Origin of the sequence: Collinsella sp. AF33-16, assembly GCF_003475325.1 — a bacterium.
Taxonomy (GTDB): Bacteria; Actinomycetota; Coriobacteriia; order Coriobacteriales; family Coriobacteriaceae; genus Collinsella.
The window spans coordinates 1-13282 of record NZ_QRQC01000002.1 but is presented as its reverse complement, the minus strand read 5'-3'; the positions used below and the strand labels follow the sequence as shown (position 1 = coordinate 13282).

The 13282-nt window shown below is 54.9% G+C and carries 13 protein-coding genes; 2 read left to right on the top strand and 11 right to left on the bottom strand.

Going from position 1 to position 13282, the window contains the following annotated elements; translation table 11 throughout:
* Positions 1-143: 143 nt before the first annotated feature.
* Entirely contained in the window at positions 144-1655 is a 1512-nt protein-coding gene (locus DWZ52_RS01105) for an IMP dehydrogenase (protein ID WP_118384693.1), read from the bottom strand.
* A gap of 193 nt (positions 1656-1848) precedes the next feature.
* Here DWZ52_RS01105 and DWZ52_RS01100 point away from each other — a divergent pair, with 193 nt between their 5' ends.
* A complete protein-coding gene (locus tag DWZ52_RS01100; protein ID WP_118384692.1) occupies positions 1849-2193 on the top strand; it encodes a winged helix-turn-helix domain-containing protein in 345 nt (114 codons plus the stop codon).
* A 100-nt stretch (positions 2194-2293) separates the two neighbouring features.
* On the opposite strand, the gene DWZ52_RS01095 is transcribed toward DWZ52_RS01100, so the two are convergent.
* From DWZ52_RS01095 to DWZ52_RS01050, 10 genes are all read right to left on the bottom strand, one after another.
* Positions 2294-3286, bottom strand: a complete 993-nt coding sequence (locus tag DWZ52_RS01095; RefSeq protein WP_158572386.1) for a PLP-dependent transferase — start codon at positions 3284-3286, stop codon at positions 2294-2296.
* A gap of 128 nt (positions 3287-3414) precedes the next feature.
* Entirely contained in the window at positions 3415-4386 is a 972-nt protein-coding gene (locus DWZ52_RS01090) for a LacI family DNA-binding transcriptional regulator (RefSeq protein ID WP_233503806.1), read from the bottom strand.
* A gap of 230 nt (positions 4387-4616) precedes the next feature.
* Positions 4617-5066, bottom strand: a complete 450-nt coding sequence (locus DWZ52_RS01085; protein ID WP_055251170.1) for a hypothetical protein — start codon at positions 5064-5066, stop codon at positions 4617-4619.
* Positions 5063-5455, bottom strand: coding sequence for a helix-turn-helix transcriptional regulator (locus DWZ52_RS01080; RefSeq protein ID WP_055251172.1), 393 nt, complete (start codon positions 5453-5455; stop codon positions 5063-5065). The genes DWZ52_RS01085 and DWZ52_RS01080 overlap by 4 nt, the downstream gene beginning before the upstream one ends.
* A gap of 39 nt (positions 5456-5494) precedes the next feature.
* Complete coding sequence (locus DWZ52_RS01075) at positions 5495-5902, bottom strand: hypothetical protein (protein WP_117776306.1); 408 nt, start codon at positions 5900-5902, stop codon at positions 5495-5497.
* Between the two features lie 147 nt (positions 5903-6049).
* On the bottom strand, positions 6050-6610 hold the full coding sequence (locus tag DWZ52_RS01070; RefSeq protein ID WP_055251175.1) for a hypothetical protein: 561 nt from the start codon (positions 6608-6610) through the stop codon (positions 6050-6052).
* A gap of 330 nt (positions 6611-6940) precedes the next feature.
* A complete protein-coding gene (locus DWZ52_RS01065) occupies positions 6941-7873 on the bottom strand; it encodes an Abi family protein (RefSeq protein ID WP_117776307.1) in 933 nt (310 codons plus the stop codon).
* 271 nt (positions 7874-8144) lie between these two features.
* Positions 8145-8372: a DUF2188 domain-containing protein gene (locus DWZ52_RS10295; RefSeq protein ID WP_117776308.1), complete on the bottom strand. Its 228-nt coding sequence runs from the start codon at positions 8370-8372 to the stop codon at positions 8145-8147.
* A gap of 564 nt (positions 8373-8936) precedes the next feature.
* On the bottom strand, positions 8937-9836 hold the full coding sequence (locus tag DWZ52_RS01055; RefSeq protein ID WP_199579052.1) for a hypothetical protein: 900 nt from the start codon (positions 9834-9836) through the stop codon (positions 8937-8939).
* Complete coding sequence (locus DWZ52_RS01050; protein ID WP_117776309.1) at positions 9823-10335, bottom strand: hypothetical protein; 513 nt, start codon at positions 10333-10335, stop codon at positions 9823-9825. The genes DWZ52_RS01055 and DWZ52_RS01050 overlap by 14 nt, the downstream gene beginning before the upstream one ends.
* 858 nt (positions 10336-11193) lie before the next feature.
* Between DWZ52_RS01050 and DWZ52_RS01045 the strand changes: the two genes are divergently transcribed.
* Entirely contained in the window at positions 11194-12639 is a 1446-nt protein-coding gene (locus DWZ52_RS01045; protein WP_118384689.1) for a transglutaminase domain-containing protein, read from the top strand.
* Positions 12640-13282 lie beyond the last annotated feature (643 nt).

Sequence of the window (13282 nt, the reverse complement as noted above, 5' to 3'; positions counted from 1 at the left end):
GCGAACAAAGCTAAGCCGCCCGACCCTAAGGTTAACTTGACTGATGATAGCAAATACAACAAGCGAGATGCCTGCGACTTGCAGGCATCTCGCTTTATCTAAATAACGTGGTTGAGGCTCAACCTTTATGTGCAGGTCTTATCTTATCGATACGTTACGCTCTGTTGGGAGTCCTTGACTACGACGTCGTGAGCTCCGCCTTCGACGATCGAGGTCGAGGAGACCAGGGTCAGGCGTGCCTTTTCCTGGAGCTCGGGGATCGAGAGGGCACCGCAGTTGCACATCGTGGACTTGACCTTGTAGAGCGTGCCGCCCACGCCGTCCTTGAGGGAGCCGGCGTAGGGAACGTAGGAGTCGACGCCCTCGACGAAGCTGAGCTTCGCGGCGCCGCCCAGGTCGTAGCGCTGCCAGTTGCGGGCACGCGCAGAACCCTCGCCCCAGTACTCCTTCATGTACTGACCGTTGACGTTGACGCGCTCGGTCGGGCTCTCGTCGAAGCGGGCGAAGTAGCGGCCCAGCATCATAAAGTCGGCACCCATGGCAAGGGCGAGCGTCATGTGGTAGTCGTAGACGATGCCGCCGTCGGAGCACACGGGCACGTAGACACCGGTCTCCTCGTAGTACTCGTCACGGGCGCGGCAGACATCGATCAGCGCGGTGGCCTGGCCACGGCCGATGCCCTTGGTCTCGCGGGTGATGCAGATAGAACCGCCGCCGATACCGACCTTGATGAAGTCGGCACCGCAGTCGGCCAGGAAGCGGAAGCCCTCGGCGTCGACGACGTTGCCGGCACCGACCTTGACGTCCTCGCCGTAGTTGGCGCGGATCCACTCGATGGTGCGCTTCTGCCACTCGCTGAAGCCCTCGGAAGAGTCGATGCACAGGACATCCGCGCCGGCCTCGATGAGCAGCGGCACGCGCTCGGCATAGTCGCGGGTGTTGATACCGGCGCCGACCATGTAGCGCTTGTCGTTATCGAGCAGCTCGTTGGGGTTGGTCTTGTGGCTGTCGTAGTCCTTGCGGAAGACGATGCCCATAAGGTGATCGTTGTCGTCGACGATCGGCAGGGCGTTGAGCTTGTTGTCCCAAATGACGTCGTTGGCAACCTTGAGGCTGATGTTCTTGTCGCCCACGATGAGCTGCTCACGCGGGGTCATGAACTCGGAGACCTTCTTCTGATGGTCATCGCGGCTGGGGCGATAATCGCGGCTGGTGACGATGCCCAGGAGCTTGCCCTTGGGGGTGCCGTCGTCGGTGACCGGCATAGTGGAGTGACTGGTCTTCTCCTTGAGCTCAATGACCTGCTCCATGGTCATGTCGGGGGTCAGCGTGGAATCGGACTGAACGAAGCCGGCCTTGTGATCCTTGACGGCCTTGACCATAGCGGCCTCGGACTCGGCGCTCTGGGAACCGTAAATGAAGGACAGGCCACCCTCGGTAGCGAGCGCGACACCCATGTCGACGCCCGAGACGGACTGCATGATAGCGGAAACCATGGGGATGTTCAGGGTGATTGCCGGCTTCTCACCGCGCTTAAAGCGGGTCAGCGGCGTCTTAAGAGAGACGTTGTTGGGGATGCACTGCGAGGACGAGTAACCAGGGACCAGCAGATACTCCGAAAACGTGTGGGACTCACCGGGAAAGAACGTAGCCATGTTTCTCCTTTTTCCATGCGACCGGTCGGCTGCAGGCCTCGTAGGACCCAGCCCAACCTTGGGCGCCCAATACTGGGGAAGTATCTTAACGCACTTTGACTGCTACAATGCATGATTTAAGAAGAGCACACGAGGGCTTGACGCAGGCTTTGCGTTTGCCCAGCAAACACTTTAGCGGGGAGACGTGGAGCGTATGAAGTACAAGACGACGGCAAAGTTGGTCATTCAAGCGCGCGACAAGGATCTGCCGGGCGTCTTCGGCCACGGCTGTGTCTTGCTGCTGCAAGGTATCGCCCGCGAGCACTCGCTCAACCGCGCCGCCAAGAGCATGGGCATGGCCTATTCCAAAGCGTGGCGTATTGTAAACGAGGCCGAAGGACAGCTGGACTGCAAGCTCATCGAGCGCGACGGCGCCCGCGGATCCACGCTCACGCCGGCCGGCGAGCGAGCCATAGCGGTCTACGAGGAGCTGCAGGCCGACATCAACCAGGTCATCGCCACTAAAGCCGACGCCCTCATCGCCAGCATCAAAGAGTAGCCAATTTGGGACGGGGCTTTTTTAGCTACCCATCCAGAGCATTCTTGACTCATAGCCAAAATTGACATTGGGTAGCTAAAAAAGCCCCGTCCCAAATTGGCTACTTGCGGAGGGCATTGTCTAGGGTGGCGGCCACGATCAAGGGGTCGTCGGTGCCGGCGAAGAGGCGAATGGTGCTCCCCTGCTTACCGCGTGGGGCCGAAAGGCGCGTCGTTGCGCCGCCGGCGGGCGATGTACGAAACTCCCTCGGCAAAGCATCGAACAGGTCATCCGCACTACGCTCGATAAGGTCAAATTCAACTGCCGGGCCAAAGCCGTGCTCGAGGATTCCCGTTGCAACCGCATAGTCGGGATGCGAGTTCAGTCCGGGATAGCGAACGTTGCGCACCATCTCGTTGGCGGCCAAATACTCGGCCAACGCACGGGCGCGATCGAAGTGCGCCTGCATGCGGGCATCGAGCGAGGAAAGCCCGCGCTCCAGCACGTGGGCCTCTTCGGTAGAAAGGTCGAGTGCCAAAGCACCGCAGCCCGCAAACGACGTATGCGCGCACTCGGCAGCGGCATCCACACGATGGCGCTTGAGCTGCGAGCGCGCCACCGAAGCAGCAACGAGCTTGCGCGGAGCCTTACCTGCGCAAACACGGTCGAGCGCCTCAAGCGACAGGACGGCACCCAAGCGCAGCAAATCGCAGCCAAAAGCCGACGCCACGGTGTTGTCCACAACCAGCAGCGCATGAGCCTCACGAGCCGCGCGACCTAACGTACGAAGATCGGAGACGCGCAGACCAAACCCGCCGATGGAGTTGACGAACCACCACAGGTGCGGCCCCTCGGCATCAAACGAAGCATCAAAGCCCTCGGACGCAGCAGCAAACGCCGCAACCGACGGCTCGCCCACCATAGCCACGTCGCAGGCATCAAAGCCGCGCGCAAACGCATCGGCAAAGTCATCGGCAAACGCAACCAGGCGGTCACCGGGGCGCACAATCCCCAATTGCGACAACGCTGCTGGCACATGCGAGGCCGCGAGCAACCGCGCTTCACGCGCGCCGGTCCTCAAAGCCCAGGCCTCTTCTAGCTGCTGTACGCCCATGCGGTACCGTCCCTTCAAAACAAAAACCCACGATGCGGGTGTTCCCCGCATCGTGGGCAACGGCTGCAGTATAGCGCCGATAAGCGACTGAACGCCTAAATGTTGAGCGCGCGGTAGATCACGTAAGCCTAGACATTCATCAGCTGATGGCCGAGCTTGAGCGTCTTTAAACCGCTCTCCCCCTCCACGCCATCGAGCGTATTGAGCAACATATTAGTCGCCTCGACGCCGCTGGTCAGGTAGCCGTAATGCACGGTGGGAATGCCGCCCGTCAGCGCGCGCAAAAATGCGTTGTCGCCAAAACCGCTCACGCGACGCACACCCTCGCCCATGCCGCGAACCTCGTCAAGAGCGCGCAGGGCGCCGGCCGCCATAGTATCGGTCGCGCAAGCGATAAACGAAACATCGGGATCGACGGAGAGCAGTTCGCGTGCAGCGCGATAGCCCGAGTCGAGCGTAAAGGACCCCTGGCAAATCAGGCTCGGATCAAGTGCCACGCCCGCGGCGCGCAAGCCGGCCTCAAAACCACGACAACGGTCATAACCGGCGGCACGGTCTTCCTCGGTAACTCCGATGTAGGCGATCTTGCCCTCAGCACGCTTCGCGAGTGCCTGACCCAGCTCGAAAGCGGCCTCGTAATCGTCGTGATAGACGCACGCCGCGCCCTCGACATGTTGGCCGATCAACACAATGGGCACACGGCACGACTCAATCGCCCGGCGATGCTCGCCGGTAATCATAGTTGCCACCAGCACAATGCCATCGACCGGATGGTTTTGGAATAAACCGAGGTATTCGAGCTCGCGATCGGGGACGTTATCGGTATTGGCAAGAAGCATCTGGTAGCCGCGGCGGCCAAGCACCTGCCCGATGCCCGCCGTAATGCGGCTCACCGACTCGGAATTAATCTTAGGCACGATGACGCCGATGAGCTTGGTGGAACCGGTTCGCAGCGCGCGAGCCTGGCTGGATCGCACGTATCCGGTCAGCTCAATCGCCTGCTTAATGCGCTCGGCCTTGTCCGCCGAGATATACCCACCATTGAGGTAGCGCGAGACGGCGGCGCTCGAAACGCCCGCCAGCTCGGCCACATCTTTCATCTTTACCACGAGCACCCCTGTCGTTGAAATCGCTTTCACTATGATACCCGTGCGGAGCTACATGCGTGTCGCAAGACGGGACGTCACGGTCAATTTAGCTGTCGCAGCACGGGCATCGCAGGGCTTCAACTAGAAACTTCGAAATATAAATGCCGAATCAGTCAGACTACCGATTCGGCACCCCGTTACATTTGCACACAGCGGCAGGCAAAATCCAACTCGAGAACAACTTACTCACTTTGGAAAGATGCATCGCTGTCCGCTGCCAATTCCGAAGGAAGAATTGCCGGCAGCGTCAAAGCCCCCATGGGCGAAAGTCCAGTAACGACCATCAGATAGCTCTTAGCGTGACCATACGCCATGGAAATCGCATTAGAGAGAAGATAACGGCGCGCTTCATCGTCTGAAATGTCGAACGGCATTTTTGTTGACACCGAAATAGCAACCGTCACATCAGCGCGCATTTTTTCCTTTGCATCGTCCCTATCAATCAGACTGCCACACACATACAGCTTTAAGTCTGCACGCTCGCCCGCCTTGTTCCTCAATAGATGGACGTCCTGATAGCTAACGTCAACTTTTAAATCCATATTCTGGGAGGGCTCATTCTCGATATGAAAAGTTGAGTCGACAACAAACAAATGAACAACCTGAATAGGCGCAATGAAATCCTTGCTCATGCAGCCAAACCTCCCGGAATCATCTCAAAGTTCAATCGTTTCGCCGAGCAGTCGCTGTTAAATGAAGACCATTGTTCTCGGACAGAGTTATTAGACGAAGAAAACGGCGCCTCATTCGAATAACTGGAAATGACCTGAGGAATGATTTTGATACCCAACGCAAGCTCAAACTTTGCGATTGTTTTCAGCGTCATGTTGGGCTGAGAATTCAACAATTTCGAAAGCGACTGAAGACTCACGCCCATACGCTTTGCCAGCTCACTTTTACTCAAGCCCGAGCGCTGCATCTCGCGATGAACAATAAACTCAATATCTAGTGCGTGCTCATAGGCACGGGTTTCGCTCGTTTCCGTTTCCGCGTAAAAGTCTGATAAATCGACCTTAACCATTACAAGTCTCCGTTTCGTAAGCGGGCAAAAAAGCCGACGCTATGACTCCAAAAGCTGCTTTGCTATCGGGGCCAACTGTTTTGCGCGTTTAATTTCTTTGGAAATATTTCCCGAGCCTTGATGGCCCTTAAACCAAAAAAGCAAAACAATCTTGTCCACGCCTTGGCAAATCGCGTAGACCATTTCTCGATTAACCCCATCAAAACCCTTGAGTTCGTATAGTCCAATCTTAGGCTCGATACATCGAAGCTTTGACGTTCCACTGACATCCTTTAGCCCGTAGTCATAGACTTTTGAAATCTGATTGATCATTTTACGGGCGGTAAACTTCGTTTTAGGATCAGACATCATCTTCCGAAATTGAGAGTTCTCAGGGGAGGTGGTTAGTTCCCAAAAAGGTCGTCCCTCGGGATCAGCATATTCGACAAGTCCATAGTCACTAACCAAAGGCCACCCCCTCCGCCTCAGATAAAACCAAATGTGGTTAACTTATAGGTTAAGTTTAGCCAAATTCAAATACATGGCAAGCCCCAAGCCGAGTTCAAGCAATCTGCATTATTGACTCAGAGAAATGCGGGAAAGAGGCAGTAGAAACTACATTGGCACATAAGGCCCCCAGCGAAGAGCCCGAACTTTTATGGTGACCAATAACATACCTAGGAAGACGAAGGCAAGGCACGCAACCGCCCAGTCGCCGTGGCCGGTCTTAGGGAGCGCGGCGGCTTGCGTTGTTGTGGGCTTGGTCTTTTTGGTGGTCTTGGTCGCAGGCGTCTTGATGGACGCGGACGCGGGCCTGGCGTCCGACTTGGGCGACGAATCAGGCGTGGGGGCGGAATCTTCGCTGGGCTTGTTCTCGTCGCTATGCTTTCCTTCGCTTCCGGGCTTTGTATCCCCCGCGGGATTGCCACCGGCAGGTTCATCGGTACCGGGCTGGGTCTTCCCCGCCGGCGGCAGGGCGCCCGCGGGTTCAATTACCACACGCAGCGCTACGGCCCCGCTGGCGTCCATCACGCAGGCGGTACCAAAGGCCCCGCCCGCCGGCGTCACAAACTGCGCGGACGTAAGTGAGCCACTCTCGCAGACAACATCGGCTATGGCGCCGGTCGCGTACACCCAGGAGGCGTCCATGGCAAACTGGCCATCGGAGGCGTACACACCAAAGAAGCGACAATCATCGACCGATCCGTCGCCAGCAGCAACAACGTGCGCGCCACCCAGCCGGGGCCCGAGACACCCGGCTCGTCGAAGGTCTGCCCCACAATGGTAAGGCTATCCACACCCGCGGCATAAGAAGGCCCGCCTAGCAAAACGCATAGGCAGGCCAGGCGAGTCTCGAAGAAGCGCGAGACGGCCTCATGCTGGAGCTGCCGCATCACGTATAGCCAACGAAGCGCGGGCGGGACGCCACCAATGGGCAACGTCCCGCCCGCTCTGCGCAATCTCATGCGCATCCAACTTGTAGAGTAAATTCATCGCTCGCGTCGATTACGACCCCAATATTTCCCTAGGAAACACACTCGATAAATCGTTAACACCCATAGCGAAAAGCACCTTTGCGCTGGCATCGTTGCTGAGCTCGTCGCTCAACTTAAGTGCATCAAGCAGTATATTTCGTCGTAACATCTTATAGTCATCCTCAGTCAGCACTAGCTCAAGATCGCTTAAAACCCCTACTAGATTGACATCGTGAGACGGAGACACCCTGGCGCAGAATAGACGTTCGTCATGCGCACAGATATTTCGAAAATCTTTAATGTGATCGTATGCAAGTCTTAGCCTACGCGGGCTGATGCGCTTATCGACTTCATGCGTCTCGGAATAAAGATCAGAAAACGACTTGGCAATGGAATTTCTCATGCTTTCTGGCTGAAACTCATAGAACTTGAATGCCTGACCAAGCATCAAATAATTCATAAGAATCCATACCGGCGTATTGTCGTGATTATTCTCATAATGCCGAATGTAGTCCCTTTTATAATCGCTTTTCCATTTTTGAGACCTACACAGCACCTTCTCGAAATCACCAATAAGCATGTCGATCTTTTTTCGATAACCAGCATCGGCACGGTAGGATCTTCTATCCAGGTATGCCTCCGGGCTATCTTTATGGGCCATTGCGAAACGATAAGAACAGACGGTTTTAAGCACTGCTTCCGCCTTGTTAAAGTATTCAAACATGAGCAGACGCAATGAACGGTCAAATTCGAATAAACGATATATATCAGAAAACTTCGTACCTTTTACGAATAGCTCGTGGCAAGAATCTCCGCGCTGGTCAAGAAACAAATCCTTGTAGCCGTTAACAACCGGATAGTATCCCTCGCGTTCCAACACTAAACGAGTATTGTTATCGCATTCGAGTCCACGGCTTTCAAGAATAGCAATCTGCTCATCAATAGATTTAAATGGTTTATCCATTAGGACCCCTTAAACGCGAAAACCGCCTTTCGGCGGTTCCCACGGACCAAGCCGGACGTACCGTCGCAAGGCCTCATCACAACGATTACTTTAAGGGAGAACTCGGGGTCCGTCAATCCAATACCACGAATCCCCCAAATCAACCCTTTGAAGAGACCAAACAACCAATTCAGGTAAAATAGCCCCAAGCTCGTATTTCGCCACAATGAAGAAGTCATTTAGCGACAACGGACGCGATATAACGGGCCGTTGTCGGCATGGAGCCGACCCCTTATCCCCTCGGTGGGAAGGGGTCGTGGCCATGGGAATCCCTTGCGCGGATTCTGCCGTCACGACGATGGATGATCAACTCCGACTCTTGATTGGAGCAGATGCGTCGACCGAGCTTTATTGCCTCGCTCTGCGTTGTCGTAACGAAAGAAGCGCGACATGCCCCTTCGCCCTTAACCTGCCAATTGCCATCCGAACGCTTCGTAATGTGCTGATTTCTACCTTTCATAATCACCTCGCCTTCAACTCTGAACTTGCCGATGTGTCTACAGCATGAGATATGTGACAGAAGCCCTCGTGCCGTTTTTTCAAAAGTGTAAGCACTGGCGCGGACAAAAAACGAAGCGCACACAGCAGGACCGTTGACCCACCATGATCTACCCGGCGAGCAGGGTGATTCATTGGAAGCGTCTTTAGCGTACGGGACGGGTATCTACGCCAGCTGGCTCTTGCCGTTTTCCGCATGTTCACGGTGCGAGAGAGCGACATCGTTGACAGCACATAACATTCCCCGCACGGTAACGTCTTTTACGGTGCCTCAAATCTAAGCTCAACCGCCGAGGCATTCCAGGGCATCCCGCGTAACCCTATTAACAAAACGCCTAAATACACATCATTACACTCATGAAAAAAGGGCAACACTCTCTTGTCGAAAGCGTCACCCTTAAAGCTCCCGTAGAGCTTTTGTATCACAGGACAATATCCTACACCATCTCAATGAGATGAAAGGACACATCTAGGCCTGTCGGGTAAAAGCGTGGGCAGGCCACGAATGAACGAGACGACAGCAGGACTAACGGTCACCGCAATCAAAAGAGCCCAAATAATGCAGCGCACCCTTCACTCGCGGAGCATTAGGGTCTTCACCCAAGAAATTGACGCTATAAGAAGGAGCTCCAACATAGACATGAGTCTTACCGGTCTCGCAACAGAATGAAATATCGCCAGCGCTGTTCTGTGTCAAAGTGTTGCAATTCGAGTAATAATCAAGCTCGTCTGACGGGGCTTCTCCTACAACAATCAACCGAGGCTCCAACTTATCCAGCCATGTCTTAGGGACGCGACCGGACTTCCGTCCATGATGCGGCGCAAAAAGAATGTCCACAGGCGAAAGCGCAATGTCATCTTCGATCGCCTCCATGTAGTCATTCTCCATGTCACCAAGCCAAAGCGCACGGATCCCTTCATCAAGAGAGTAGACAATCGCAGGACTAATATTATTGGGTTTATCAGAGCTTTCGGCATCCCGCAAAGCATCCCGAAAGGTCTCATTATTCACATCGGGCCAGAGGACGCTAATCCCAGCAGAACCGCGCTCACCATCAGAAACGTTCATCCATTTGCGCTTACACCCCTTGTATATTTTGTAAGCGCACGACGACTCCTTCAGATCTTTATACTTTTTGAAACTCTCAGTCTCCGTGGACTTGGAGACATTATTGTCAACGTAATAGAAATTCTTAATAAGCCCGAGCTCATCAAGATACTCAATACCCTGAATATGATCTTGGTCCGGATGCGTACTGATAAAACGAACGACGCCCTTTTTCCCTGCAAGGTTTTTGACCTCATCAAGGATTTCCGACTTACGCTCATCGGTAATATTACAGTCAATCATGCTGAAGTTATCAGTATTGTGATTGATATAAAACATGTCGCCGTTATCAACGGATAGAGACTTAATCTCGCTCATGGTTATCACACTCCTCAAGATTGAAGTTGATTCGTTTTTCTACATACCGTTCCTGCTTGATCCAGGAGGCAACAAATAAGGCGATAAAAGAGCACAGCGCCGCTGGAAGCCGATGAGATTCCGGCAACAATGATGCAAGCAGAATAATTACGAGCAGGACACCGGCCCCCGCCAGGCTGCGATACATATTTGAAATCATTAAGAGCTGCTCGACCTTTGGATCGCGTTTCTGAGCATATGCAAAGGCAGAATAGTCCCGCTTTCCGGTCGGTTGTAGTTTGCGGACCAAAGGTTCAATGCAAAGAGAGCCAATCCGCGACGCAATAAGACCGAGAACATAACTCATCACAAATAGTGCCAGCCAGTTAGAGCAGTCGATACAACTGCCCAACGGCATCTGACTGACGGAATATGTTACGAGTGCACCCGGTAAGAGCACATTGAACAGATCGTAAGCAGAGATTTTTCCAAGCAAATCATCTAGATAGTTATTGGCCAATAATTACGCACCTCCAAGAATCCAAAAGCCATCCTTCGCATTTTTTACAAACTAACCAACCCCGCCACGCAAGTGTCAGGTTCTTGAAGAAGAGCTATTTGGAAATGATTTGAACAAACGGGGGCGCATACTGCTGTTGACCAATAAGCGCACACGCCCCTAAAGAAATTTAATGGACCATCAATATGGCCTCGATTTTGACAACTATTCCATCCGACTCCTTCCGAACAATTAGGTTGTAATGGGGAAACGACGCTTCTCGTTGTTTCAATTGTAGCCCTTCGCCAGTTCCATATCCTGTTTTCTTTTTTGATGATGAGCACAAGATGTTGTGTTTTAACAGGTAAACGCAGCTAAAATAATGCGGAACTTATTCACGCGAAATTACGAGTCAGCTCATCCCCTTGTAGACAGCGCCCTTGACCTGCATGAAAACATAATTAGACTCAATCGCTTTCGCCCGGTACAAAGTCATCCACATCGAATACCTGTTCGAAATTAACAAAAGATTTTGCTTGACCAACATGTTGAGACGCCCGCTTATTGCCCGGTCGTAAGCCGCAATAAACTAGGCAGCAGCCTCGCTGACTTTTCCTGAAAGGCCTCAGTGGCGAGTCTCGAAGAAGCGGAAGACGGCCTCATGTTGAATCTGCCGCATCGCGTATAGTCAACCCGGCACGGGTCAGAGCGCCGCCGGGGACCAAAGCGGGCCCACCATCCGTCCCCTCCCCAACATTCACCAGAAAGTTCGCTGATGTTGACTGGGGTTCCCGTAAAATAAACCCAACAAAATATGTGCGGAGTGCTGGCCTGGAGCTGCCTTCGGACCCTATTGGCTGCTCACCGAGAGGCTCCGCTATGAAACGACCCCTTTACTACCTGTTCTGCGTGATCGCGTGCATGTCCATGGTCAGCGCGACCTTGCCTATGTCAGCCATTGCAGAGGCGATTCAGCCTCAGGAGACCGCCGAGCAGCAGGCGCAAGCCGACGCCACGAGCAGCGACACAGGCAAGGCCGAATACGTCACCAACACAAGCGCGACAGCAGATACCGCAGAGGACAGCACCGCAACATCCACCGGCACCAGCGAAGTCAGCACGGAAAGCGCTAACGACACCGCCGCCGCAACCGGCCCGGCAACCGACACCCCCACCCCATCCCTCCGCGCCCAAGCCACCCCCACGCCCAAGGCGATCTCCGCTGCGGCACAAACCACCTACGCCCACTCCGCCACGGCAACCCAAAACGGCGTCACCTTCACCGTCTCGTGGAACGACGCCCCCGCGGGCACCGCGACGACCTTCCACGTAACCCAGACCAACGGCTCGTCCCAGGCCAAGGCGCGCATGGACGTGCCCACCTACTGGGACGGCGGCAGCCAGGAAAGCGTCTGCGACCCGTCGCGCCCGGCATGGGCCAGCTACTACAGCCTGGGCACCGCGGGCCACGACTTCACCTTCGACTTCACGGCATCGGGCACGTACCGCATCTACTTCTACTTTATGGACAACGACAGAAACGACCCCCAAAACGACAAGGGGATCTACTACCTGCGCACCACGGCGGAGGTGACCGTAAACGACCCCGCCCGCCCAAGCGTCACGCAGATCGTCAACGACGCCGTAACCCAGTGCAGGCAAGAGACGAACGGCTCGGAATACGACATGGCGCTGTGGCTCCACGACTGGACGCTCGACCAGCTGGAGTACGACCACAGCCTCAACTGGTGCTCGGCCGAAAGCGGCCTCACGCGCCACCAGGGCACCTGCGAGAGCTACCAGCGCATCTACTCCAAGCTCCTTGACGCCGCGGGCATCGCCAACGGCCGCATCACCGGCAACGGCCACACCTGGAACGCCGCAAAGATCGACGGCAAATGGTGCCAGATGGACCTAACCTGGGACGACACCAACGACAACTGGTACGGAGACCTGGACCAGCGCCATCTGTACTTTGGCCTGACCGACGAGCTCATGACAATCGCCCACTCCGACCACACGGCAAACTATCAGAAGGATGGCTACGCCTACCGCTCGACCGACCTGTCCAACGATTACTTTGTGCGAAATGGCAAAGCCGATGAATGGGCAGAGAAGTATGCCGACCGTATTCAGCAGCAACTGGATACCAGGGAAGAAAGATTTTCCATTGATGCCGATAATCAGTCTTTCCCGCCGAGCATCTCGGGAATTCAGAATGGGATTGTTGCGTATGCGATGAATCAAATAGACCGGAAGACCGCTGGAAACAAAGACTATCTATCTGCCGAGTCGAAGGTCGAGATGACGTCGAGCAGCAGCTGAACCGCGGCAGGGGCTCGACACCTGCTCGGTGGATGCCGTCCCCCAGGCGGTGAAGGTGAGGGGGATCCAGCCCGAGGGGATGTAGGAATGCGATAGGAAAGTCATAGATGCGGGCGTGCTGGCTAAAATGGGTCGGCCGGGATTGGTCAATCTCGGCCGACTATATTTGGCTAAATTATTCCATCGCTAACACAGAAAGCTCGCTGATGTTTACTGGTGTTTCCGAAAACCCCAACAAAATATGCGCGGCATGCTAGCCCGGTGCTTCTTTTGGACCCTATCGCCTGCTCCCAGAGAGGCTCCGCTACGCCCCCTATCGCCCACCATGTGCAATCGCGCGCATGTCCATGGCAAGCGCACCAATACCCATGGCGGTCATCGCAGAAGCCATGCGGCCTCAAGCAACAGCCGCGCAACAGGCACAAACTAAGACAGCAATAAGCGATACTGACAAGGCCGAAGGGACCACAAGCTCAAACACCACCGACTCAAGTGATTCCGCAGTAGATGTCAAAAGAGACAACAACGCCGCCCCCGTCAGCGCGACCAGCGCAACCGACAGCACCATCCCCCATTAGCTTCCTCATCGAGCAGCGCGCTGGGTGAGTAATCGCCCTCTTTGACACCGGCGATATTGAGCCCG

Bases quoted from the DNA above. Each gene is read 5' to 3' on its own strand.
- DWZ52_RS01105 (WP_118384693.1), bottom strand. From the start codon at position 1,655: ATGGCTACGTTCTTTCCCGGTGAGTCCCACACGTTTTCGGAGTATCTG.
- DWZ52_RS01100 (WP_118384692.1), top strand. From the start codon at position 1,849: ATGAAGTACAAGACGACGGCAAAGTTGGTCATTCAAGCGCGCGACAAG.
- DWZ52_RS01095 (WP_158572386.1), bottom strand. From the start codon at position 3,286: ATGGGCGTACAGCAGCTAGAAGAGGCCTGGGCTTTGAGGACCGGCGCG.
- DWZ52_RS01090 (WP_233503806.1), bottom strand. From the start codon at position 4,386: ATGAAAGATGTGGCCGAGCTGGCGGGCGTTTCGAGCGCCGCCGTCTCG.
- DWZ52_RS01085 (WP_055251170.1), bottom strand. From the start codon at position 5,066: ATGAGCAAGGATTTCATTGCGCCTATTCAGGTTGTTCATTTGTTTGTT.
- DWZ52_RS01080 (WP_055251172.1), bottom strand. From the start codon at position 5,455: ATGGTTAAGGTCGATTTATCAGACTTTTACGCGGAAACGGAAACGAGC.
- DWZ52_RS01065 (WP_117776307.1), bottom strand. From the start codon at position 7,873: ATGGATAAACCATTTAAATCTATTGATGAGCAGATTGCTATTCTTGAA.
- DWZ52_RS10295 (WP_117776308.1), bottom strand. From the start codon at position 8,372: ATGAAAGGTAGAAATCAGCACATTACGAAGCGTTCGGATGGCAATTGG.
- DWZ52_RS01055 (WP_199579052.1), bottom strand. From the start codon at position 9,836: ATGAGCGAGATTAAGTCTCTATCCGTTGATAACGGCGACATGTTTTAT.
- DWZ52_RS01045 (WP_118384689.1), top strand. From the start codon at position 11,194: ATGAAACGACCCCTTTACTACCTGTTCTGCGTGATCGCGTGCATGTCC.